Genomic DNA, 22,221 nt, shown 5'->3' with positions numbered 1-22,221 from the left:
CACTGGGCGAAGGTGGCGGAATTGGTAGACGCGCTAGCTTCAGGTGTTAGTGTCCTTACGGATGTGGGGGTTCGAGTCCCCCCCCTCGCACCAACGAGGCGATATCAAAAATAGTAAGATGACTGTGCGAAGGTGGCGGAATTGGTAGACGCGCTAGCTTCAGGTGTTAGTGTCCTTAGGATGTGGGGGTTCGAGTCCCCCCCCTCGCACCAATTATCTTACATCCCTTCTGAAGTTCCTCTTGTTTTCTCTGTTATTTCAAACTCATCAGTATCACCAGAATTCCACTGACCAGTGCTACGCATGATGGCAGTAAAACAAAGTGGCGCAGCTGCTTATGCCAGATCATGCCTGACGTGACTAACAGTCCTGACACAATGATCGCTTTCCAGGTATCAAGGGAGAGATCGGCAAACATCAACCCGCCGAGAATGGCTCCCGGTAGCAATACCCCCCAACCACTGCCAAGCGCCCTGTTCAACATGATCTGCCCTCTCACAACGATAATGATAACCAATATCATATGACACAAGTTATCATTTGTCAGCTGAATGAATCAAAATCCATCGACCTTTACCTTTCCCGTAATGACAGGAATTGCCTAAGGTGATAAATTGCACACCTGTTAACAACATCTAAAGATTTTCTGATAATTACTCTTTGAGTTTTTTGCATGTTTTATTGCGAAACGGCACCTACTTATTTGTTTTAATTAAATTTTAATAAAAACGCACGACTATGACATCACAATCCTGGCGGTCTTTGGTTCACAGAAAATATCAATTGTCGTTACGTTTATTTTTATTTCTGAACGCAACCTCGGCAGTGTTCTCGGTAACAAATCCGCTCAATTCTGTACGCCTGTTATCTGCCCCACTTATTGCTATTTTCTCCATCAGCACCGGCCTGTTCGTCTGGCACTGGAGAAAGCGCGCGCGGAAGATAAATATTCCCGTTGTTTCAGGTATCTTCGGTATTTTGTGGGCCTGGCAAATTGAGTCTAAATTCGCCTTAATTACCCACGACCACGAGACGTATTTGTTAATCGCTCTATTAACGGTACTTTTTATCGGAACGCTGGCATTCGCGAGTAATATCAAAGCATTTACGCTGCACTCATTGCCCACCTTTATTGTCTGCCTGTGGCTAAGCGATCACGATATATGGCTGAGAATGACCTATTCTTTCGCACTTCCTGTGGTGGCAATTGCTATTCATAACATTTTGCAAACGCGTAACGACCGTTTCGCTCAGGAATTGCTCTCGCGCCTGTTGGAAGAGCGAGAAACCCTTACCGATCTCAGCATGATGGACCCGCTTACCGGGCTCTATAATCGTCGCGGTCTGCAAAGCCGTCTGGAGAACCTGCCGACGGTAGAAAATGGCGAGCACTTTGTCCTGCTGATGGATATCGATCACTTCAAAGCCTATAACGACCATTATGGCCATATGATGGGCGACCAGGCGCTGAAGCGCGTCTCTGCGGCAATCCGCGACGCCGTGCGTTCTCGCGATATTGTGGCGCGTTTTGGCGGAGAAGAGTTCATGGTGCTGCTGACCAATATTTCACTCGAACATGCTCGCCAGACGGCCGAGCGGATCCGTCAGAAAGTCTACGATTTGAAAATTCCGCATCTGTTTAACGAGAGTGTCGCGACAAACGTCACCATCAGCATTGGTATTGCTATTTTCGAGGATGAAGACGTGGAAGGCGCGCTGGAAAAAGCGGACAAAGCCCTCTACGAAGCAAAGCATATGGGGCGCAATAACATTCTGTTAAGTGAAGAGCTGCAGACGGCATAAACATCACGGCGGTGTCTTAAAGACAAAAGTCTTGCCATTGATATGAGCAATAGTTAGGATTGGCAATCATTATCATTTAGATTTCTATCTATACTATGGCTACGCATACCGCACACATCGTCGAGCCCCTCCTCTGGCGAGCGCCCCTCACCAGCGGGAATGCTTCGCTTGCGGATGCCATACGGGATAAGATTGCGGAGACGCGCGCCCACCTGCTGGATTTTATCCGCCTTGATGAAGCGCACCCGAACCACGCCATGACGCTCTCAGAGTGGCGTCAACCGACAAAACTGCAGTCGCTGTTGGCCACCTATTCCGACCATATCTATCGCAATCAGCCCACTCTTACGCGGGAAAATAAACCACTGCTCTCTCTTTGGGCGCAGTGGTATATCGGGTTGATGGTGCCTCCCCTCATGCTGGCGCTGTTAACCCAGAAGAGCATGCTGGAACTCTCGCCGGATAATTTCCACGTCGAGTTTCACGAAACCGGGCGCGCAGCCTGTTTCTGGATTGATCTGCACGAAGATCAGAACGCGGAACGCCTGACGGCTCAGGAACGCATGGAGCAGCTTATCACCCAGGCCCTGATCCCGGTCGTGGACGCGCTTGAAGCGACGGGAGAAATTAACGCGAAGCTTATCTGGAGCAATACGGGCTATTTAATCCACTGGTATTTAACGGAAATGAAGCCTCTGCTTGGTGATGAGAACGTTGATGCCCTGCGTCAGTCCTGTTTCTTTGCAAAACAGCTTTCCGATGGCCGTGACAACCCGTTATTCCGTACCGTCGTGCTCCGTGATGGGCTTCTGGTTCGCCGCACCTGCTGCCAGCGCTATCGCCTGCCGGACGTTAAGCAGTGCGGGGATTGCACGCTGAAATAATCGGCCACGGCCTGATGCCCTCACCCTGCCCCTCTCCCACAGGGAGAGGGAACAAACACTAAAAACGGCAACCTGAGTTGCCGTTTTGCTTTAACCTAAGCCACCTGCTGATTGTCCTCTTCCGCGTTACGCTGTGCTTCTTCCGCTTCCTGCTCCAGCAGCTGTTTCTCGTACACTTTGAAGAACGGGAAGTAGATGATTGCCGATACGCAGGCCAGGACCACAACCAGAATAGCCGCGCGGAAATCCCAGCCCAGAGCCCACGCTGCGCCTATTGGCGCCGGTGCCGTCCAGGGAACCACTGAGATGACGCGGCCAATCAGGTCAAACGTCATCGCCGCCCAGGCCAGCACGGCATTTACCATCGGTGCCAGCAGGAACGGAATAAAGAACACCGGGTTCATCACGATTGGCGTACCGAAGATAACGGGTTCATTGATGTTGAAGAAGCTGGGTACCACGCTCAAACGTCCGATAGAGCGTAAATGCGCTGAACGGCTACGCAGATAGCAAATCACCAGCCCCATCGTGGCGCCCGACCCGCCAATCACGATAAAGAACGTCCAGAACGCCTCCATAAAAATATGCGGCAGAGGCTGACTGGCGGCCAGCGCGGTCTGGTTCGCACCCAGGTTAGTCAGCCAGAACATCTGCAGCATCCCGGAGACGATGGCGGCGCCGTGGATACCGGCGAACCACAGCAGATGACCAATCAACACGGCCAGCAGGATCGCAGGCAGGGAATCCGCTGCGGAAACCAGAGGTTTAAAGACCGACATAATGGCCTGCGGGATCAGCATGCCGAACTGAGACTGAATGAGCAGGCTCAGAGGATAAAGCGTCAACACCACTACCAGCACCGGGATGAGCAGATCAAAAGAGTTTTTGATCATCGGAGGAACCTGGTCCGGCAGGCGAATACCGATGTTATGGGCCTTGAGGAAACGCATCATCTCAACGCAGTAGATCGCCACCAGAATCGCGGTAAAAATGCCCGTCCCACCCAGGCTATCGACAGGCAGCGTGCCTTTGGTTTTCGGTGCCGCGACCAGCAGAAACGCCATCAGCGACAGCATGGCGCACATAAACGGGTCTAACTGGTGTGATTTGACATAGTGTTTGCCAAGGTTATAGGCGATGGCCGCACAGATATAAATGGACATAATGCCCATCGTCATATCAAACGGCGTCAGGATCTGGCCTTCAAACTGCTTCGCCATATCCAGCCAGGCTCGGGCGAAACCCCAGGTGGTATCCGGCGAAAACGGCGGGTATGCGAACACTAACAGAAACGAGCCCACAATCATAAATGGCATCGCAGAGATAAACCCATCACGGATAGCCATGACATGACGCTGGGAAGAGATCCGCCCGGCAATCGGGCTGACGTAATTTTCAACAAAACGGAATATCAGGTTAAACGCAGCATGGTTGGCAGACATGGCAGATCTCCTGTCAGACGTTTGTTACGGGCGCATTTGCGCCGCACGTTGTTCCATAAATCACCTTCACAACCTTGCTGGCTTGTGTACCAGTGGTACTGCTCAGACGGAATGGTTTCATAATTTGCTCTTATTATTGGATACAGGGGACGTTACGTACTCAGTATTAATCGATGCATCACGCTCTGCAACCGGTTACTGTAACCGGTTTCCGTGATTGTGAAGAGGATCCAGAAATCAGCCGTTCGGGATATTTGTTACTGAAGAGATATTTACAGAGCATAAATTCTTATGACAGATTACGCAGGATATTTGTCAGGAGGAAACAATGAGTTTGCAGTCTGTACAGCAGTTTTTTGCCGACAACGCGCCGGATATAGACGTCATTGAACTTAGTCAGAGTACCGCTACCGTTGCGTTGGCTGCTGCCGCCCATCGTGTTGAACCGGGGCAAATCGCCAAGACCTTGTCATTAAAGGTGAAAAATGAGGTGATATTGGTGGTGGCGAAAGGCGATGCGCGCCTGGATAACAAAAAGCTGAAAGATACGTTTGGTGCAAAAGCGCGCATGCTCAGCAGTGATGAAGTGGTGACCATCACAGGTCACCCCGTTGGCGGCGTGTGCCCGTTCGGCCTTGAAAACCCGCTCGCGGTTTACTGCGATATCTCATTAAAGCAGTACGCCGAAGTTCTGCCCGCAGCAGGCGCAATTCACAGTGCCGTGCGTATTTCACCTGACAGAATGGCAGAGCTGACTTCCGCAAAATGGGTTGATGTTTGCATCTGATTGATGCGCCAGAGCCTGTCTGGCGCGCAACAGACAGGTTATAAAAAAGTCGGCTTGCTGAGTATCGAACTTCGCGGTTCTCTTGCCGAAAGGTGGGTAATAATATCCGCCGCATCGAGCAGCCCTACGTCAGAGTTCACCCCCAGCTTGACCATCGCATTAAACTTATGCGCCCGGATGGTCTTAATATTGCGTTCAAGCTGTGCCGCGATTTGAGGAATGGAATAGCCGCAAGACATATAACGCAATATTGCCCGTTCCGTTGGGCTTAACATTCTGCTTTGACTCTGGTACCAGTGATTCATCATATTGTCATTGATGCGCAGGGTTTCGCTCAGCAACACCATGAGTTCCTTCTGCAGGAGCTCAAGCTTCAGCGATTTACTGACCACACCGTGAAGGCGTGACGGGGAAAGATGGCTAATCAATCTTGCTTCCATCTCATCAGCGACCAGGATAATGCGCTGGATGTGGCCATGCGTAAAGGCAAAATCCCGCAGGTGCGCCAGGCAGCTACGACGGTCGTCTCGTGCATCGGAATATGAATAGATCAGCGAGAAAAAATTGACGTGCTCAAGTGCTTTCTGAAAGCTGTCAAATTCACTAAACAGATGCAGTTGATAATGATTCAGGCCGGGCATCGCAAAAAGATGCTGCAGCCCAACAGCACTCATCGTGCAATTTTCGACGATGGCGATATGTCTTGTTGAATCGGTTTTTTCCATTCCTCGAACTCTCCATAGGCTGACATCAAACTCAGCTCTCGCATTCCCTGTGTACTGTTTATCCAGGCGTACATATCGGCATTACTGCGTAATGACAGCCGTCGCATCGCACTGTTTTTCTGTGCACTGACGGTTTTATTGCTCTTCTTGAGCAATGTGGCGATTTGGTTAATCCCCCATCCTTTACCTAACAGTCGCAAAACTTTGCGTTCGGAGTGCGTAAGGGCAATAACGTTTTCGTCTTCGTCCTCCGTACTTTGAGGTTCAGGGGCTAACAACGTCTGGCTTACCCGCTCTGCGCGTTCGCTACCTGCCCGAATAGCGTTAACCAGGCCTTCAATGGGTTCCATATCAGAAAGCAACGTACTTTCCGGGCGCACAAGTAGCTCAACGGCAATAGGGTTAAGCGGCCGCGAAACTAAAAAGATCCAGTGAATGTTCCGGTATTGATTCAATAAATTGAAATACTCTTCGAGCGCGCCCCGAGGATTCCAGTATTCGCCAGTAATATCGGCAATGATGACGTCAGCGCGGCGTAGCTGGAGCAGTGTTAACTCCTGCAATGAGCTGCAATAGGTCAATTCAAAATCGGGAAAATGGCGAGTCATTACGCCCCCCAACCCGTTTTGCATGACCGGTATCCGGCTAATGATAACGCTATGCTTACCGTGCAAAGACAACATAGACCCTCCATGTCCATTCTTCATGTGATGAGTAACGTTAAAATGCATCAACGTATGAGTATTTTCGTCCCTGAGTGTAAAGCAGGTTAATACAAGCAGAAGATGAGATGTATTCTTAGTTTAAGAAATACCTAAACAGCAGTAATATCTCACAAAGCGAAATTAAATTTAATTGCAGTGTCATTAAAATAACTACAATATAAAATTAGAATAACTAAATATATATAACTTATCTTTCAATAATTATAATTCACCAGAATGATGAATTAATCCCAACCCCTCCCGCACTTAGGGGCTGCAACTGTTTGCATAAACCTTGATCTGGCCCACAGCAAGAGGCACTGCACTTTGTGCTAAAAGTAATCGCTATGGGCCAACCGGCAACTTTCCACCTTCTTCAGGACAATACATGCAGGCAGATCGGTCAACGCAGCGTGCTATCACGCGGCTATGTATTCAGTGCGGTCTTTTTCTGCTCCAGCACGGCGCGGAAAGCGCGCTGGTTGAGGAGCTTTCCACCCGGCTGGGACTGGCGCTGGGTATGGATAGCGTTGAAAGCGCTATTTCATCTAACGCCATCGTGCTGACCACGATCAAAGACGGCCAGTGCCTGACCTCCACCCGCAAAAACCATGATCGCGGCATTAACATGCATGTCGTGACCGAAGTGCAGCACATCGTCATCCTTGCTGAACATAAGCTTCTCGATCTTCGGGAGATTGAAAAACGGTTCAGCCAAATTAAGCCATTGCGTTATCCGCGCTGGCTTGTCGTGGTGATGGTAGGGCTGTCTTGCGCCTGCTTTTGTAAGCTCAACAAAGGCGGCTGGGACGGCGCGATCGTCACCTTTTTCGCCAGCAGTATCGCCATGTATGTTCGCCAGCTGCTGACGCACCGGCAGCTGCATCCGCAAATTAACTTCTGCATTACCGCGTTTGTCGCCACCACGGTTTCCGGCCTGCTGCTGCGCCTGCCGCAGTTTGCCACTACCCCGACGATTGCCATGGCCGCCAGCGTGCTTCTGCTGGTTCCGGGCTTTCCGTTGATTAACGCCGTCGCCGACATGTTTAAAGGGCACATCAATACCGGTCTGGCACGCTGGGCTATTGCCAGCCTGCTGACGCTGGCGACCTGCATCGGCGTTGTGATGGCCATGACACTCTGGGGGTTACGCGGATGGGCGTGATAGATTTTCTGCTGGCGCTGGCACAGGACATGCTTCTGGCCGCCATTCCTGCCGTCGGCTTTGCGATGGTGTTTAACGTTCCGCAACGCGCTCTGCGATGGTGTGCGCTGCTGGGCGCGATTGGTCATGGCTCGCGAATGGTGATGATGACCGCAGGATTTAACATCGAATGGTCGACATTTATGGCCTCCATGCTGGTTGGCAGTATCGGCATCCAGTGGTCGCGCTGGTATCTGGCGCATCCCAAGGTATTCACCGTCGCCGCCGTGATCCCAATGTTCCCAGGCATATCTGCGTATACAGCGATGATTTCCGCGGTGAAAATCAGCCATTTTGGCTACACCGAGCCTCAGATGATCCTCCTCCTGAGCAACTTTCTTAAGGCCTCGTCCATCGTCGGCGCGCTCTCCATCGGGCTGTCGATCCCCGGGCTGTGGCTGTACCGCAAACGCCCACGCGTTTGATATTTGTGTTATTTCGCTGCCATGGAGATAATCCTTCTGGTCCGTTTGGTGAAAATAAGGAAAGGATGTGGCTAACCCTGGCAGCGAACACCCCGAGCACAGCGAAGAATCCAGCCTGAAAGAGAAAATTTTTCAGAGCGCCATCGCGCTTTTTGCCGAGTATGGATTGAACGGTGCCCGCATGGAGCAGATCGCGGAGAAAGCGGGTACCACCAAACGCATGGTGGTTTATCATTTTAAGAATAAAGAGAATCTCTATCTTCTGGTTCTGGAACATGTTTACACCCAGATTCGCGCCAGTGAAAAAGCGCTAAGCCTGGCAGGAATGCCCCCCGTCGAAGCGCTGGTCAATCTGGTTGAAGCCACCTTTGACTATCATGCCGACCACCCGGACTACATCCGGATTATCTGCATGGAAAACATGCAGCGCGGCCGCTTTATGCAGCAGTCGAGCTATCTTCGCCAGGTTAACCGTAGCGCGCTCGACCTGCTGGAGGGCATCCTGCACCGGGGCAAAGAAAAACAGCTCTTCAGCCAGACGGTTGACGCCCGCGATCTTCACCGCCTGATAAGCAGCTTCAGCTTTCACTACGTTGCCAACAGCTATACCTTCACGCTCCTGTTTGAAGACGGGGCGGACGAACAGGCTCAGCGCCAGCACTACCGCAAAATGGCCGTTCAGGTGGCGCTCCGCTACACCTGCCCATAAAATTGCTTGCAATTAAATCGCACACTACCTATATTCATCTCATGAACGCGAAAACGAACGACGCAACCGCTGCGCTCAAGCTGGATAACCAGCTCTGCTTTGCACTCTATTCGGCAAATCTGGCGCTTAATAAGCTGTACCGGCAACTGCTGGCACCGCTGAACCTGACTTACCCGCAATATCTGGTGATGCTGGTGCTGTGGGAGCAGGATGACGTCACGGTGTCGGACATCGGCGAACGCCTGTTTCTGGACTCTGCAACCCTGACGCCGCTGTTAAAACGGCTGGAAAGCGGTGGGTTAATCAACCGTCACCGTTCGCGCAAAGACGAACGTCAGGTCGCCGTCACCCTGAGTGAAGCGGGACGTGAACTTCAGCAGCAGGCATTGGGTATTCCCCATGCGGTGGGTTGCGCAGCGCAGTGTGATACCGACACTTTGCTGGCGCTCAAACAGCAGCTCGAACTTTTGCGACAACAGCTACACCGCGCGTAAAGCTATACTTTACGCGTGATTATCACCCATATATATCGCACGCTATTTAATAGCACATATTTAAGCAAGATGAGGAACCTGCCATGTCTTTAGAAAAAGTTGTTTATACCGCCAAAGCAAAAGCAACCGGTGGCCGTGACGGCCGCGCGACCTCTTCCGATGGCGTACTGGACGTAAAACTGGGCGTGCCAAAAGAGATGGGCGGCATGGGCGGAGAAGTAACGAACCCTGAGCAGCTGTTTGCTGCGGGCTACTCTGCCTGCTTCCTGGGCGCGATGAAGTTCGTGGCCGCACGCGACAAATTCACCCTGCCAAAAGATGCCTTTATTGAAGGCGAAGTGGGTATTGGACCGCTGCCTACCGGTTTTGGTATCGAGGCAAAACTGAACATCCACGTTGAGGGTATGGATCCCGCGGAAGCCAAAAAGCTGGTCGATGCGGCGCACATTGTTTGCCCGTACTCTAACGCGACCCGCGGCAACATCGACGTGACCCTGAACATCATCGCGTGATAAATACCTGATGGCGCTGCGCTTTTCAGGTCTACGACCGTAGCCCCGGTAAGCGCAGCGCCACCGGGGAAATCCCCTCCTTCCCTTTCCTCTCTCTGTGCTACCATAAGCCCATATCACGCCCGTAGTAATCAGTAGAGTAAGCGTTATGTCCTCCAGAATTCTGACCACCAGCATTGCTGGCATTGATGCCTTTATGCGCGACCCACGCGGTGTGTTGACCCATGCCGAAGGCGGCACGGTTGCGGTTTTTGCCGACAACGCGCCGGCGTTCTACGCAATCACGCCGGAACGCCTGGCACAGCTTCTGGAGATTGAAGCGCAACTGTCACGCCCGGCGAGCGATATCACGCTGGACAACCAGTTCTTTGATGAGCCGGTCAACGTTCCCGTGACCGTTCCGATGGGAAAATTTGCCCTGTACGCGGGCTGGCAGCCGGATGCAGATTTTCAGCGGCAGGCGGCGCTGTGGGGCATCGCGTTAACCCAACCGGCCACCGCCGAAGAGCTCGCCGCGTTTACCGCCTGGTGGCAGGCGGAAGGGAAAGTCTTCACCCACATTCAGTGGCAGCAAAAGCTCGCGCGTCATCTTCAAATTACCCGCGCCGGCAACAACGGCCAGCCCAAACGCGATATCAACGCGTTTTCAGAACCGGATAAACAGATCCCCAGCGGATTCCGAGGTGCGAAATGAAGAACGTCGGCGACCTGATGAAACGTCTGCAAAAAATGATGCCTGCCAACGTGAAGCCCGCTTTCACCACGGGTGAAGAGCTGCTGGCGTGGCAAAAAGAGCAAGGTGAGATCCGCGCCGCCGCGCTCGCCCGGGAAAACCGGGCGATGAAAATGCAGCGCACCTTTAACCGTTCCGGTATCCGTCCCCTGCACCAGAACTGCTCGTTCGATAACTATAAAATCGAGACCAGCGGACAAATGAACGCCCTTGCCGCCGCCCGTCAGTACGTGGATGAATTCGACGGCAATATCGCCAGCTTCATCTTTAGCGGCAAGCCGGGTACCGGAAAAAACCACCTTGCAGCCGCCATCTGCAACGAGCTGCTTCTGCGGGGTAAATCGGTTCTTATCATCACCGTGGCCGATATCATGTCCGCGATGAAAGACACCTTCAGCAACCGCGAAACCAGCGAAGAGCAATTGCTCAACGATCTGAGCAATGTCGATTTACTGGTCATCGACGAGATTGGCGTTCAGACAGAATCCCGCTATGAAAAAGTGATCATCAACCAGATTGTCGACCGCCGCTCCTCGTCCAAACGCCCCACCGGCATGCTGACGAACCACAATATCGACGAGATGACCCGCTTACTGGGTGAACGCGTCATGGACCGCATGAAGCTGGGTAATAGTCTTTATGTCATCTTCGACTGGGAAAGTTACCGCAGCCGCGTTACCGGCAAAGAGTATTAAGACAGTTCCAGGAATCGCTGCCAGGGCACAGGTATATACTGGAACCCCTTCGGCCCAAAACGGACCTTTTGAGAGAGCCATGATGAAAAAACAGATTTTAATCAGCACCTTTTTAGGCGCGCTGCTGGTGACCGGCGCAGCGCAAGCGGCGTCCTGGCAGGAGTCCCTGTCAAGCGCGGCAAATGAGCTGACCAAAGAGAGCAGCAGCTCTCAGGGTGGACTCTCCGCCTCTTCCCTCACCAGCCTGCTGGGCAACAGCTCTCAGAGCCTTAGCGCAGGCACGATGAACAACGCGGCGGGGATTCTGGAATATTGCGCGAAGCAAAAGCTGGCCTCAGTGACCGACGCGAAAAACGTGAAAAACCAGGTGCTGGGTAAACTGGGTCTGGATACCCAGGAGCAAAAAGCGGACACCAACTATATGGACGGCATTCAGGGCCTGCTTAACGCGCAAAACGGGCAGCAGCTTAACCTGAGCACCCTCGGCAACTCTTCTCTGGCAAAACAGGTGAAAACCAAAGCCTGCGATCTGGTGCTGAAACAAGGCGTTAATTTCATCTCCTGATCCACCCCTTTTTCTGCCACAACACGCCGCGTTTAATGCGATAGTCTTGCAACGCGGCGCTAAACGAACGTTTTTCCCACCTGCCACCGTCTCAGCGTCCGTTTGTCAGGATGCGACCTTCTTCATAAAAACGATTTTCTAAACCAAATCCTAACAACAGCACACTTTCGTGACACTAAAATTGCAGCTTAACGACATCGCAATTACATTGTATGACCCAAAAAATAAACAGTTAGCCAGCGAAGCACCTGGCGTCATGAGGATATGCTGTTGTCAGAATTCATGTCTCTTATCCTTTTTCTGGCTTCTGTCGGCGTTTACGCCTGGAAAGCCGGCCGTCACACCTGGTGGTTTATCGCCACGCTGGTGGTACTCGGCATTTTTATTATTTTAAACATTACCTTATACGCCAGCGACTACTTTACCGGTGACGGTATTAACGATGCGGTGCTCTACACGCTGACGAACAGCCTGACGGGCGCGGGCGTGGGCAAATACATTCTTCCGGGGCTCGGCCTTATCGTCGCGCTGGTGACGATTTTTGGCGCGCTGGCCTGGGTGCTGCGTCGACGTCGCCATCTTCCGCACCATCATGGCTACAGCCTGCTGGCGTTATTCCTGGCGCTGGCCTCCGTCGACGCCAGCCCGGCGTTCCATCAGATCACCGAGCTGGTGAAATCCCAGTCGCGCGACGGCGATCCGGATTTCGCGGCTGACTACAAAGAACCGTCCAAAACGATCGCCAACCCGAAGCTCAACCTGGTCTACATCTACGGCGAAAGCCTGGAGCGCACGTACTTTGATAACGATGCTTTCCCGAACCTGACGCCGGACCTGGGCGCGCTGAAAAATGAAGGGCTCGATTTCAGCCACACCATGCAGCTTCCCGGCACGGATTATACGATTGCCGGAATGGTTGCCTCCCAGTGCGGTATCCCGCTGTTCGCGCCTTTTGAAGGTAACGCCTCAGCCTCGATGTCGACGTTCTTCCCCCAGAATATTTGCCTCGGCGATATTCTGAAAAACTCCGGCTACGAAAACTATTTCGTGCAGGGGGCAAACCTGCGCTTTGCCGGAAAAGACGTGTTCCTGAAATCCCACGGTTTTGACCACCTGTATGGCTCAGAAGAGTTAAAAACGACGGTTGCCGATCCGAGCTACCGTAACGACTGGGGCTTCTATGACGATACGGTACTTGACGAAACCTGGAAGAAATTCGAGGAGCTTTCCCGCGCGGGCAAGCGTTTCTCCCTCTTTGCGCTGACGGTGGACACCCACCATCCGGACGGGTTCGTCTCACGCAGCTGCAAACGCAAAAGCTATGACGTGGACGGCAAAAACAACACGTCTTTCAGCGCCGTGACCTGCAGTCAGGAGCACATTGCCGCGCTGGTCGAGAAAATCAAAGCCTCGCCCTGGTTTAAAAACACGGTCATCGTCGTTTCGTCTGACCATCTGGCGATGAAAAACAGCGCCTGGGATCGGCTCAACAAGCAGGATCGCAGCAACCTGTTCTTCGTCCTGCGCGGCGACCAGCCGCAGCAGGAGGTCATCGCCACCAAACGCAACTCCATGGATAACGGCGCAACCGTGCTGGACATTCTGGGCGGCGACAACTTTATTGGCCTGGGCCGCAGCACGCTGTCGGGGCAATCCCTGTCGGAAGTGTTCCTCAACATGAAGGATAAAATCCTCGCCTGGAAGCCAGACATCATCCGCCTGTGGAACTTCCCGAAAGAGATGAAGGACTTCACCGTCGATCGGGATAAAAACACGATTGCCTTCTCGGGCAGCAGCTTCCGTCTGCCGCTGCTGGTGCGCGTGTCGGCGGGGCGCGTCGAGCCGCTGCCGGAAAGTGAATATTCCGCGCCGCTGCGCTATCAGCTGGCCGATTTTGCCCCACGCGATAATTTCGTCTGGGTCGACAGATGTTACAAGATGGGCCAGCTCTGGTCGCAGCCGCTGGCGCTTTCTACCGACTGGTGCGTCTCTCAGGGTCAGCTCGGCGGAGAGCAAACCGTACAGCACGTGGATAAAGCCCAGTGGAAAGGCAAAACCGCGTTCAACGATACGGTGATTGATACCGCGCGCTATCAGCGTAACGTCGACATGCTGAAAATCAGCGATAACGATATTCGCTACAAAGCGGACAGCTTTATCTTTAACGTGGCCGGCGCGCCCGAGGAAGTGAAGCAGTTTAGCGGCATCTCGCGTCCGGAGACCTGGGGGCGCTGGTCCAACGCGCAGCTGGGTAATGAGGTGAAAATTGAGTACGCCCATCCCCTGCCGGAACAATTCGACCTGGTGATCACCGCCAGAGCGTATGGCCCCAACGCTAACAAGCCCGTACCGGTTCGCGTGGGCAGCCAGGAGCAGATGCTGACGCTCGGGAACGACGTGAGCACGCACACGCTGCATTTTGAGAACCCATCCCGCAGCAATACCCTGGTGATCGTGCCGCCGGAACCGCAGTCCACCAATGAAGGGAATATTCTCGGCCATTCACCGCGAGAGCTCGGCATTGGCATGGTCGAAATTAAAATTGTGAGTCGCGCAGGCTAATGGTCGACGTTAACATCACCGTCCGCCCCACGCGTCCCGGCGACGTTGCCTCCCTTCCCGCCATTGAACGCGCGGCGGGCGAGCGCTTTCGTGAAGACCCGGATCTCGCCTGGCTTGCCGACGGTGAGGTCATTTCCGCTGAGCAGCACCTTGAGTATGCCGAACGTGGGCTAAGCTGGCTGGCGCTGGCGAACGGCCAGCCCGTCGGGTTTATCCTCGCCGAGGCCCATCCTTCATCACTGTTTATTGTCGAACTCTCGGTTGATCTGGACTGGCAGGGAAAAGGGATCGGCAGGCAGCTCATCGCCTGCGTGGCAGGCCATGCCCGCACGCTGGGGCTGGCGTCGCTGACGCTGACGACGTTCAGGGACGTACCGTGGAACGCGCCGTTCTATGCAAAGCTGGGGTTTGAATACGTAGCTGAACTCACGCCTGAACTGCGTGAAAAACGTGAAGAAGAAGCAGCGCACGGCTTAGCGTATAACTCCCGCTGTGCCATGCGTCTGCCGCTTTGATATCGCCCGGTGGCGCTTCGCTTACCGGGCCTGCAACAACCTTCCGTAGGCCGGGTAAGGCGCAGCCGCCACCCGGCACAACGCACCGGGTTAGAACGTTTCCCAGTTATCGCCTGAATCGGCTGTCGCTGTTTTACGCGCCATCACCGGCGTGGAAACCGCTTTAGCCGCAGCGAACTCGCGCGCTTTCATCTGCTCCTGCTGAATGCGGAACACCGCTACGGCCTGAGTCAGACGGCTCGCCTGCTCTTCCAGTGCGGCCGCCGCTGCGGCAGATTCCTCTACCAGCGAGGCGTTCTGCTGGGTCACGCGATCCATCTCAGCGACCGCCAGACCCACCTGGTCGATACCGCGGCTCTGCTCGTCAGACGCAGAGGCGATTTCACCCATGATGTCCGTTACGCGGGTCACCGCGTTCACGATCTCACCCATGGTTTCACCGGCGCTTTCTACCAGCGTTGAGCCCACTTCCACGCGGCCCACGGAGTCTTCAATCAGGCTCTTGATTTCGCGAGCCGCCTGGGCGCTGCGCTGGGCCAGGTTACGCACTTCACCTGCCACCACCGCAAAACCACGGCCCTGCTCGCCCGCACGCGCCGCTTCTACCGCCGCGTTCAGTGCCAGAATGTTGGTCTGGAAGGCAATGCCGTCGATCACGCTGATAATGTCGGCAATTTTCTGCGAACTGCCTGCGATATCGCGCATGGTCTGGACCACGTTATCCACCACTTTGCCGCCTTTCTGCGCGGTTTCAGAGGCGCTCAGCGCAAGGTGGCTCGCCTGACGGGCGTTTTCGGCGTTCTGCTTAACGGTTGCCGTCAGCTGCTCCATGCTGGCAGCGGTCTCTTCCAGGGAAGCGGCCTGCTGTTCAGTGCGGGAAGAGAGGTCGTTATTGCCCATCGCAATTTCGCTCGCGCCGCTGTAGATCGCGTTCGCGCCGTTACGCACGTCGCCGACGGTACGCACCAGCTCACTCTGCATATGGCGCAGCGAGTCGGCCAGTTCACCCATCTCGTTGGTGCCCTGAACCTCAATGCGCTTCACCAGGTCGCCGCTGGCGATATGGCGAATGTTGTCGATCAGACGATTCAGCGGAGAGATCAGCGTCTGCTTGATGTTGAGCCAGACGGCCACGATCACCACCAGCACGGCAATCAGGACGCTGATCAGCACCCAGATAGCCTGGCTGTAGGAGCTGTTGCTGTCTTCGACCGCCGTCTGATACAGCTTGTCGTTCTGCTGCAGGTAGCTCACATACTGCTTCTCAAAACCGTCCTGATAGCTCTGGGTCGGCTGGTCGAAGAAGGCGTTGATTTTACCGGCACCCAGCAGCTGAATCAGCTCCGCCAGCGCACCGTGGTAAATATCATAGTTACGCTTGATCTCCATGGCATCCGCATCGCTTTGACGCGGATCGCGCGGCAGGGCTTCGTAGGCAGCCCAGTTTTTTTCCGCCTGTTTCAGAGACGTAGACGCGATTTGCATCAAATCGTTAACGGTCGCGCCGCTGCCGATATTGCTCTGATCCATCATGTAGCGGATACCCGCACGGTTCAGGGTATTACGGGTTTGCAGCAACGCGACCCAGCTGGCATTCAGCGTGGATTGTTGCTGGCGAATGGTTTGCAGGACGGTGAAATTCTCTTTGTCATTCTTAAGGGCATTAAAGAAAAGACCACCGGACGTGAGTTGTAAAAGGCCAAATATCGCTAAAACCAGCATTAAGCTGGTGACAATCTTGATACGGTTTAACATGTTTTCTCTTTCCTCAGACAGATACAGAATTTTCGGCCTGGAAAGGGAAAACTTTACGAAAATCATCCTGGAATTTGTGGTTTTTACTCTTCTTCCCGCGCTGCGTTATGCCGGTTTCCGAGTTCAATAAACTCTTCCAGCAGCGCCGTCAGCTGTTTCATCTTCTCCGGCGTGTATTCCGCCTCGATCTGCTGATACGCCTCTTCGACCTGCGCCTGGGCGTGTTCATACAGCGTATTCCCCTCTTTGGTCAGCGACACGTACAGCTTGCGCTGGTCGTTCACCGGCTTTAAGCGCAACACCAGGCCGTCGCGCTCCATCCGCGTCAGAATGCCCGTCAGGCTCGGGCGCAGGATGCAGGTGCGAAACGCCAGATCGTGAAAATCCATCGACGGATGTTCAGCCAGCACGCGCACAATGCGCCACTGCTGCTCGGTCAGGTTATGGCGCTTCACGATCGGGCGGAAGTACGACATCGCCGCTTCCCGCGCCTGCAGCAGCGCGATGGTTAATGAATCATGCATAGCCTTTCCCCTTCCCATCATTAACAAGTAAACAATCCCTAAAAGATGTTTTTATAAACAACACGTTTTCCGTCAAAAAGTCTAACAGAAACCCATCAATTTTATTAAGCATATGATTTTATTATCAATAAAACCCTATATGTAAATTTATTGTTATTCACATCACAAATCTTTCACTTCTGATTGCGAAATAAACAGCAAAAGCATAAAACCAGATCATTAACATATTAATGAAATCACAACCCGGACCACCGGGGTGAGGAGTATATGAATGAAAGGTACCGTTTTTGCCGTCGCCCTCAACCATCAAAGCCAGCGTGAAGCCTGGCGTGAGGCCTTTGAAAAAGCTCCCTACAACACGCCGCCGAAAACGGCGGTGTGGTTTATCAAGCCGCATAACACGGTGATTCGCGCGGGCGAGCCGATCCCCTTCCCGCACGGGGAAACGGTATTAAGCGGCGCGACGGTGGCGCTGGTCGTGGGCAAAACCGCCAGCAAGGTGCGCGTGGAGGACGCCGCGGAGTACATCGCGGGCTATGCGCTCGCCAACGAGGTGAGCCTGCCGGAAGAGAGCTTCTACCGCCCGGCCATCAAGGCCAAATGCCGGGACGGATTTTGCCCGCTCGGCGAACTTGTCGCCGTGGATAACGTGGATAACCTGACCATCATCACCGAGATCAACGGCCGCGAAGCGGACCACTGGAGCACGGCCGATCTTCAGCGCAGCGCCGCCGAACTGCTGAGCGCCCTCAGCGAGTTCGCCACCCTCAATCCCGGCGATGCGATCCTGCTCGGCACCCCGCAAAGCCGCGTTGAGATCCGCCCGGGCGATCGCGTGCGTATTCTGGCGGAAGGTTTTCCGCCGCTGGAAAACCCGGTGGTAGATGAACGCGACGTCGCTAACACGCACCGCACGCCGCCGCACGCCACGCTGTTTGCCCTCGGTCTCAACTATGCCGATCACGCCAGCGAGCTGGACTTCAAGCCGCCGACCGAGCCGCTGGTATTTATCAAAGCCCCGAACACCTTCAACGGCGACGGCCAGACGTCGGTGCGCCCGAACAATATCGAATACATGCACTACGAGGCGGAGCTGGTGGTGGTCATCGGTAAAACCGCGCGTAAGGTCAGCGAAGCCGAGGCGATGGACTATGTTGCGGGCTATACGGTCTGCAACGACTACGCCATCCGCGACTACCTGGAAAACTACTACCGACCGAACCTGAGGGTGAAAAGCCGGGACGGGCTGACCCCCATTTCCCCAAACATCGTGCCAAAAGAAGCCATCCCCGATCCGCACAACCTCGCCCTGCGCACCTTCGTCAACGGCGAGCTGCGCCAGGAAGGCACCACCGCCGATCTCATTTTCAGCATCCCGTACCTGATTGCGTACCTGAGCGATTTTATGACCCTGCAGCCGGGCGACATGATTGCCACCGGCACGCCGAAGGGGCTGTCCGACGTGGTGCCGGGCGATGAAGTGGTGGTGGAAGTGGAAGGCGTGGGACGCCTGGTGAACCGGATTGTCAGCGAGGAGACTGCAAAATGAAAAAGATTAACCACTGGATCAACGGTAAAAACGTCGCCGGAAGCGAGTACTTCCACACTACCAACCCGGCCTCCGGCGAGGTATTAGCGGAAGTCGCCGCCGGCGATGAAGCTGAAGTTCACCAGGCCGTCGCTGCCGCCAAAGAGGCGTTCCCGAAATGGGCCAACCTGCCGATGAAGGAGCGCGCACGCCTGATGCGTCGTCTGGGTGACCTGATCGACCAGAACGTGCCCGAGATCGCCGCCATGGAAACCGCCGACACCGGCCTGCCGATCCACCAGACCAAAAACGTGCTGATCCCGCGCGCCTCACACAACTTCGAGTTCTTCGCCGAGGTGTGCCAGCAGATGAACGGCAAAACCTACCCGGTCGACGACAAGATGCTCAACTACACCCTGGTGCAGCCGGTGGGCGTCTGCGCGCTGGTGTCGCCGTGGAACGTGCCGTTTATGACCGCCACCTGGAAGGTCGCGCCGTGCCTGGCACTCGGAAACACCGCGGTGCTGAAGATGTCTGAACTCTCCCCGCTGACCGCCGACCGTCTGGGCGAGCTGGCGCTGGAGGCGGGCATTCCGGCGGGCGTGCTCAACGTGGTGCAGGGCTACGGCGCGACGGCAGGCGACGCGCTGGTGCGCCATCACGACGTGCGCGCCGTCTCCTTCACCGGCGGCACCGCCACCGGACGCAACATCATGAAAAACGCCGGGCTGAAGAAATACTCCATGGAGCTGGGCGGCAAATCTCCGGTGCTGATTTTTGAAGATGCCGACATCGAGCGCGCGCTGGACGCCGCCCTGTTCACCATCTTCTCCATCAACGGCGAGCGCTGCACCGCCGGCTCGCGCATCTTCATCCAGCAGAGCATCTACCCGGAATTCGTGAAGCGCTTTGCCGAGCGCGCCAACCGCCTGCGCGTGGGCGACCCGACCGATCCGAACACCCAGATCGGCGCACTCATCAGCAAGCAGCACTGGGAGAAAGTCTCCGGCTACATCCGCCTCGGCATTGAAGAGGGTGCAACCCTACTGGCGGGCGGCCCGGACAAACCGACCGACCTGCCTGCGCACCTGAAGGGCGGCAATTTCCTGCGACCAACCGTGCTGGCGGACGTCGACAACCGCATGCGCGTGGCGCAGGAGGAGATCTTCGGGCCGGTGGCCTGCCTGCTGCCGTTTAAGGACGAAGCGGAAGGCCTGCGCCTGGCCAACGACGTGGAGTACGGCCTGGCGTCGTACATCTGGACCCAGGACGTCAGCAAAGTGCTGCGCCTGGCGCGGAATATCGAAGCGGGGATGGTGTTCGTCAACACCCAGAACGTGCGCGACCTGCGCCAGCCGTTTGGCGGCGTGAAGGCCTCCGGCACCGGCCGCGAGGGCGGCGAGTACAGCTTCGAGGTATTCGCGGAGATGAAGAACGTCTGCATCTCCATGGGCGACCATCCGATTCCAAAGTGGGGGATCTGACCATGGGTAAATTAGCGTTAGCGGCAAAAATCACTCACGTTCCGTCGATGTACCTCTCCGAGCTGCCGGGGAAAAACCACGGCTGCCGCCAGTCGGCCATCGACGGGCATAAAGAGATCGGCAAGCGCTGCCGCGAGCTGGGCGTGGACACCATCATCGTGTTCGACACCCACTGGCTGGTGAACAGCGCGTACCACATCAACTGTGCGGACCATTTTGCGGGCGTCTACACCAGCAACGAGCTGCCGCACTTTATCCGCGACATGACCTACGACTACGACGGCAACCCGGCGCTCGGCCAGCTGATTGCCGACGAGGCGGTGAAGCTCGGCGTGCGCGCCAAAGCGCACAACATCCCGAGCCTAAAGCTGGAGTACGGCACGCTGGTGCCGATGCGCTACATGAACGCGGATAAACACTTCAAAGTGGTCTCCATCTCGGCGTTCTGCACGGTTCACGACTTCGCCGACAGCCGCAGGCTGGGCGAGGCCATCGTCAGCGCCATCGAAAAATACGACGGCACCGTGGCGGTGCTCGCCAGCGGCTCGCTGTCGCACCGCTTTATCGACGACCAGCGCGCGGAGGAAGGGATGAACAGCTACACCCGAGAGTTCGACCGCCAGATGGACGAGCGCGTGGTGAAGCTGTGGCGCGAGGGGCAGTTCAAAGAGTTTTGCAGCATGCTGCCGGAGTACGCCGACTACTGCTACGGCGAGGGCAACATGCACGACACGGTGATGCTGCTGGGGATGCTCGGCTGGGACAAATACGATGGCAGGGTGGAGTTCCTCACCGAGCTGTTCGCCAGCTCCGGCACCGGCCAGGTCAACGCCGTTTTCCCGCTGCCCGCGTAAGGAGCCAACATGCCGCACTTTATTGCTGAATGTACCGACAACATCCGCGAGCAGGCCGACCTGCCGGGGCTGTTCGCCAAAGTGAACGAGGCGCTGGCCGCCACGGGCATCTTCCCCATCGGCGGCATCCGCAGCCGCGCCCACTGGCTGGACACCTGGCAGATGGCCGACGGCAGGCACGATTACGCCTTTGTGCATATGACGCTGAAGATTGGCGCCGGGCGCAGTCTGGAGAGCCGGGAAGCCGTGGGGGAGATGCTGTTTGCGCTGATCAAATCGCACTTCTCGGCGCTAATGGCGAGCCGCTATCTGGCGCTGTCGTTCGAGCTCGACGAGCTGCATCCGACGCTCAATTACAAACAAAACAACGTGCACGCGTTGTTTAAGTAATACCGTCCCCTCTCCCTTTGGGAGAGGGTTAGGGTGAGAGGAAATCTCTGCGGCCTGATGCCCTCACCCCGTCCCTCTCCCACGGGGAGAGGGAGAAAACAAACGTAAAACAGGATATCGCCATGCTCGACAAACATACCCATACCCTGATCGCCCATCGTCTGCATCAGGCGGAACAATCCCGGGAGCAGATCCGCGCGATCTCGCTGGACTACCCGACGATCACCATCGACGACGCCTACGCCGTCCAGCGCGAATGGGTCAGCCTGAAAATCGCCGAAGGCCGCGTGCTGAAGGGCCATAAGATCGGCCTGACCTCCAAAGCGATGCAGGCTAGCTCGCAGATTAGCGAGCCTGACTATGGCGCGCTGCTGGACGACATGTTTTTCCACGACGGAAGCGACATTCCGGTCGATCGCTTTATCGTTCCGCGCATCGAAGTGGAGCTGGCCTTCGTGCTGGCGAAACCGCTGCGCGGCCCGAACTGCACGATCTTCGACGTCTACAACGCTACGGACTACGTGATCCCCGCGCTGGAGCTGATCGACGCCCGCTGCCACAACGTTGACCCGGAAACCCAGCGCCCGCGCAAGGTGTTTGACACCATCTCCGATAACGCCGCCAACGCGGGGGTGATCCTCGGCGGCCGTCCGATTAAGCCCGACGAGCTGGATCTGCGCTGGATCTCCGCCCTGCTCTACCGCAACGGCGTGATCGAAGAGACCGGCGTCGCCGCAGGCGTGCTTAACCACCCGGCGAACGGCGTGGCGTGGCTGGCGAACAAGCTGGCACCGTACGACGTGCAGCTTGAGCCCGGCCAGATTATTCTCGGCGGCTCGTTTACCCGCCCGGTGCCCGCCAGCAGAGGCGACACCTTCCACGTCGACTACGGCAACATGGGCTCCATCAGCTGCCGCTTTGTGTAAG

24 protein-coding genes and 2 tRNA genes are annotated in these 22,221 nt (G+C 55.4%); 20 read left to right on the top strand and 6 right to left on the bottom strand.

Annotation, left to right across the window (positions count from 1 at the left end; genetic code table 11):
• The first annotated feature begins 6 nt into the window (after nt 1-6).
• Both UR289_RS12070 and UR289_RS12065 read left to right on the top strand, forming a co-directional pair.
• Nucleotides 7-93: transfer RNA gene (locus UR289_RS12070), tRNA-Leu, on the top strand.
• Between the two features lie 33 nt (nt 94-126).
• Nucleotides 127-212, top strand: a tRNA-Leu gene (locus UR289_RS12065).
• A 41-nt stretch (nt 213-253) separates the two neighbouring features.
• On the opposite strand, the gene UR289_RS12060 is transcribed toward UR289_RS12065, so the two are convergent.
• The gene (locus UR289_RS12060; protein WP_032660829.1) at nt 254-523 is read right to left on the bottom strand and encodes a DUF1435 domain-containing protein; all 270 of its coding nucleotides are present in this window, start codon (nt 521-523) and stop codon (nt 254-256) included.
• 215 nt (nt 524-738) lie between these two features.
• Here UR289_RS12060 and UR289_RS12055 point away from each other — a divergent pair, with 215 nt between their 5' ends.
• On the top strand, nt 739-1,803 hold the full coding sequence (locus UR289_RS12055) for a GGDEF domain-containing protein (protein ID WP_320710231.1): 1,065 nt from the start codon (nt 739-741) through the stop codon (nt 1,801-1,803).
• Nucleotides 1,804-1,898: 95 nt separating this feature from the next.
• Nucleotides 1,899-2,687, top strand: coding sequence for a siderophore-iron reductase FhuF (fhuF, locus tag UR289_RS12050; protein WP_033144570.1), 789 nt, complete (start codon nt 1,899-1,901; stop codon nt 2,685-2,687).
• Between the two features lie 95 nt (nt 2,688-2,782).
• Here fhuF and UR289_RS12045 read toward each other — a convergent pair whose 3' ends face one another.
• Nucleotides 2,783-4,129 carry a PTS sugar transporter subunit IIC gene (locus UR289_RS12045; protein WP_023310306.1) on the bottom strand — a complete coding sequence of 449 codons (1,347 nt, stop codon included), beginning with the start codon at nt 4,127-4,129 and terminating at the stop codon, nt 2,783-2,785.
• A gap of 328 nt (nt 4,130-4,457) precedes the next feature.
• On the opposite strand from UR289_RS12045, the gene UR289_RS12040 reads away from it, so the two are divergent.
• On the top strand, nt 4,458-4,916 hold the full coding sequence (locus UR289_RS12040; protein WP_008502085.1) for a YbaK/EbsC family protein: 459 nt from the start codon (nt 4,458-4,460) through the stop codon (nt 4,914-4,916).
• Between the two features lie 38 nt (nt 4,917-4,954).
• On the opposite strand, the gene bglJ is transcribed toward UR289_RS12040, so the two are convergent.
• Nucleotides 4,955-5,590 carry a DNA-binding transcriptional activator BglJ gene (gene bglJ / locus UR289_RS12035; protein WP_320710371.1) on the bottom strand — a complete coding sequence of 212 codons (636 nt, stop codon included), beginning with the start codon at nt 5,588-5,590 and terminating at the stop codon, nt 4,955-4,957.
• Entirely contained in the window at nt 5,587-6,324 is a 738-nt protein-coding gene (locus UR289_RS12030) for a helix-turn-helix transcriptional regulator (protein WP_039260920.1), read from the bottom strand. Before UR289_RS12030 ends, bglJ begins: the two co-directional genes overlap by 4 nt.
• A 409-nt stretch (nt 6,325-6,733) precedes the next feature.
• Here UR289_RS12030 and UR289_RS12025 point away from each other — a divergent pair, with 409 nt between their 5' ends.
• The 10 genes from UR289_RS12025 (at nt 6,734) to UR289_RS11980 (ending at nt 14,759) form a co-directional block, all read left to right on the top strand.
• On the top strand, nt 6,734-7,510 hold the full coding sequence (locus UR289_RS12025; protein WP_023310303.1) for a threonine/serine ThrE exporter family protein: 777 nt from the start codon (nt 6,734-6,736) through the stop codon (nt 7,508-7,510).
• Complete coding sequence (locus UR289_RS12020) at nt 7,501-7,974, top strand: threonine/serine exporter (protein ID WP_023310302.1); 474 nt, start codon at nt 7,501-7,503, stop codon at nt 7,972-7,974. Before UR289_RS12025 ends, UR289_RS12020 begins: the two co-directional genes overlap by 10 nt.
• Before the next feature lie 67 nt (nt 7,975-8,041).
• A complete protein-coding gene (locus UR289_RS12015; protein ID WP_023310301.1) occupies nt 8,042-8,683 on the top strand; it encodes a TetR family transcriptional regulator in 642 nt (213 codons plus the stop codon).
• A 41-nt stretch (nt 8,684-8,724) separates the two neighbouring features.
• Complete coding sequence (locus UR289_RS12010; RefSeq protein WP_033146484.1) at nt 8,725-9,177, top strand: MarR family winged helix-turn-helix transcriptional regulator; 453 nt, start codon at nt 8,725-8,727, stop codon at nt 9,175-9,177.
• Nucleotides 9,178-9,260: 83 nt separating this feature from the next.
• Complete coding sequence (locus UR289_RS12005) at nt 9,261-9,689, top strand: organic hydroperoxide resistance protein (protein WP_023310299.1); 429 nt, start codon at nt 9,261-9,263, stop codon at nt 9,687-9,689.
• A gap of 148 nt (nt 9,690-9,837) precedes the next feature.
• Complete coding sequence (gene dnaT / locus UR289_RS12000; protein WP_029742210.1) at nt 9,838-10,383, top strand: primosomal protein DnaT; 546 nt, start codon at nt 9,838-9,840, stop codon at nt 10,381-10,383.
• Nucleotides 10,380-11,117 carry a DNA replication protein DnaC gene (dnaC, locus tag UR289_RS11995; protein ID WP_023310297.1) on the top strand — a complete coding sequence of 246 codons (738 nt, stop codon included), beginning with the start codon at nt 10,380-10,382 and terminating at the stop codon, nt 11,115-11,117. The genes dnaT and dnaC overlap by 4 nt, the downstream gene beginning before the upstream one ends.
• Before the next feature lie 82 nt (nt 11,118-11,199).
• Nucleotides 11,200-11,682 (top strand): DUF2501 domain-containing protein, encoded by a 483-nt coding sequence (locus UR289_RS11990; RefSeq protein ID WP_072196596.1) that lies wholly within the window; start codon nt 11,200-11,202, stop codon nt 11,680-11,682.
• 270 nt (nt 11,683-11,952) lie between these two features.
• On the top strand, nt 11,953-14,244 hold the full coding sequence (gene opgB, locus UR289_RS11985) for a phosphatidylglycerol--membrane-oligosaccharide glycerophosphotransferase (protein ID WP_320710230.1): 2,292 nt from the start codon (nt 11,953-11,955) through the stop codon (nt 14,242-14,244).
• Nucleotides 14,244-14,759 carry a GNAT family N-acetyltransferase gene (locus UR289_RS11980; protein ID WP_320710229.1) on the top strand — a complete coding sequence of 172 codons (516 nt, stop codon included), beginning with the start codon at nt 14,244-14,246 and terminating at the stop codon, nt 14,757-14,759. The genes opgB and UR289_RS11980 overlap by 1 nt, the downstream gene beginning before the upstream one ends.
• Nucleotides 14,760-14,849: 90 nt before the next feature.
• Here the strand turns inward: UR289_RS11980 and tsr are convergent, their stop codons facing one another.
• On the bottom strand, nt 14,850-16,514 hold the full coding sequence (gene tsr, locus UR289_RS11975; RefSeq protein WP_033146482.1) for a methyl-accepting chemotaxis protein: 1,665 nt from the start codon (nt 16,512-16,514) through the stop codon (nt 14,850-14,852).
• 83 nt (nt 16,515-16,597) lie between these two features.
• A complete protein-coding gene (gene hpaR / locus UR289_RS11970) occupies nt 16,598-17,038 on the bottom strand; it encodes a homoprotocatechuate degradation operon regulator HpaR (RefSeq protein ID WP_182072977.1) in 441 nt (146 codons plus the stop codon).
• 271 nt (nt 17,039-17,309) lie between these two features.
• Between hpaR and hpaG the strand changes: the two genes are divergently transcribed.
• From hpaG to hpaH, 5 genes are all read left to right on the top strand, one after another.
• On the top strand, nt 17,310-18,587 hold the full coding sequence (gene hpaG / locus UR289_RS11965) for a 4-hydroxyphenylacetate degradation bifunctional isomerase/decarboxylase (protein ID WP_320710228.1): 1,278 nt from the start codon (nt 17,310-17,312) through the stop codon (nt 18,585-18,587).
• A complete protein-coding gene (hpaE, locus tag UR289_RS11960) occupies nt 18,584-20,050 on the top strand; it encodes a 5-carboxymethyl-2-hydroxymuconate semialdehyde dehydrogenase (RefSeq protein WP_045888121.1) in 1,467 nt (488 codons plus the stop codon). The genes hpaG and hpaE overlap by 4 nt, the downstream gene beginning before the upstream one ends.
• Before the next feature lie 2 nt (nt 20,051-20,052).
• Nucleotides 20,053-20,904 carry a 3,4-dihydroxyphenylacetate 2,3-dioxygenase gene (gene hpaD / locus UR289_RS11955; RefSeq protein ID WP_211438475.1) on the top strand — a complete coding sequence of 284 codons (852 nt, stop codon included), beginning with the start codon at nt 20,053-20,055 and terminating at the stop codon, nt 20,902-20,904.
• Nucleotides 20,905-20,913: 9 nt separating this feature from the next.
• Complete coding sequence (locus UR289_RS11950) at nt 20,914-21,294, top strand: 5-carboxymethyl-2-hydroxymuconate Delta-isomerase (protein ID WP_214538735.1); 381 nt, start codon at nt 20,914-20,916, stop codon at nt 21,292-21,294.
• Between the two features lie 122 nt (nt 21,295-21,416).
• Nucleotides 21,417-22,220: a 2-oxo-hept-4-ene-1,7-dioate hydratase gene (gene hpaH, locus UR289_RS11945; RefSeq protein ID WP_214538736.1), complete on the top strand. Its 804-nt coding sequence runs from the start codon at nt 21,417-21,419 to the stop codon at nt 22,218-22,220.
• Nucleotide 22,221: the final 1 nt, after the last annotated feature.

It is taken from the genome of Enterobacter sp. 302C9, assembly GCF_034106085.1.
Lineage (GTDB): Bacteria > Pseudomonadota > Gammaproteobacteria > Enterobacterales > Enterobacteriaceae > Enterobacter > Enterobacter asburiae_B.
Note: the sequence above shows the minus strand (reverse complement) of the source record. Positions and strands in the feature narration are given on the sequence as shown.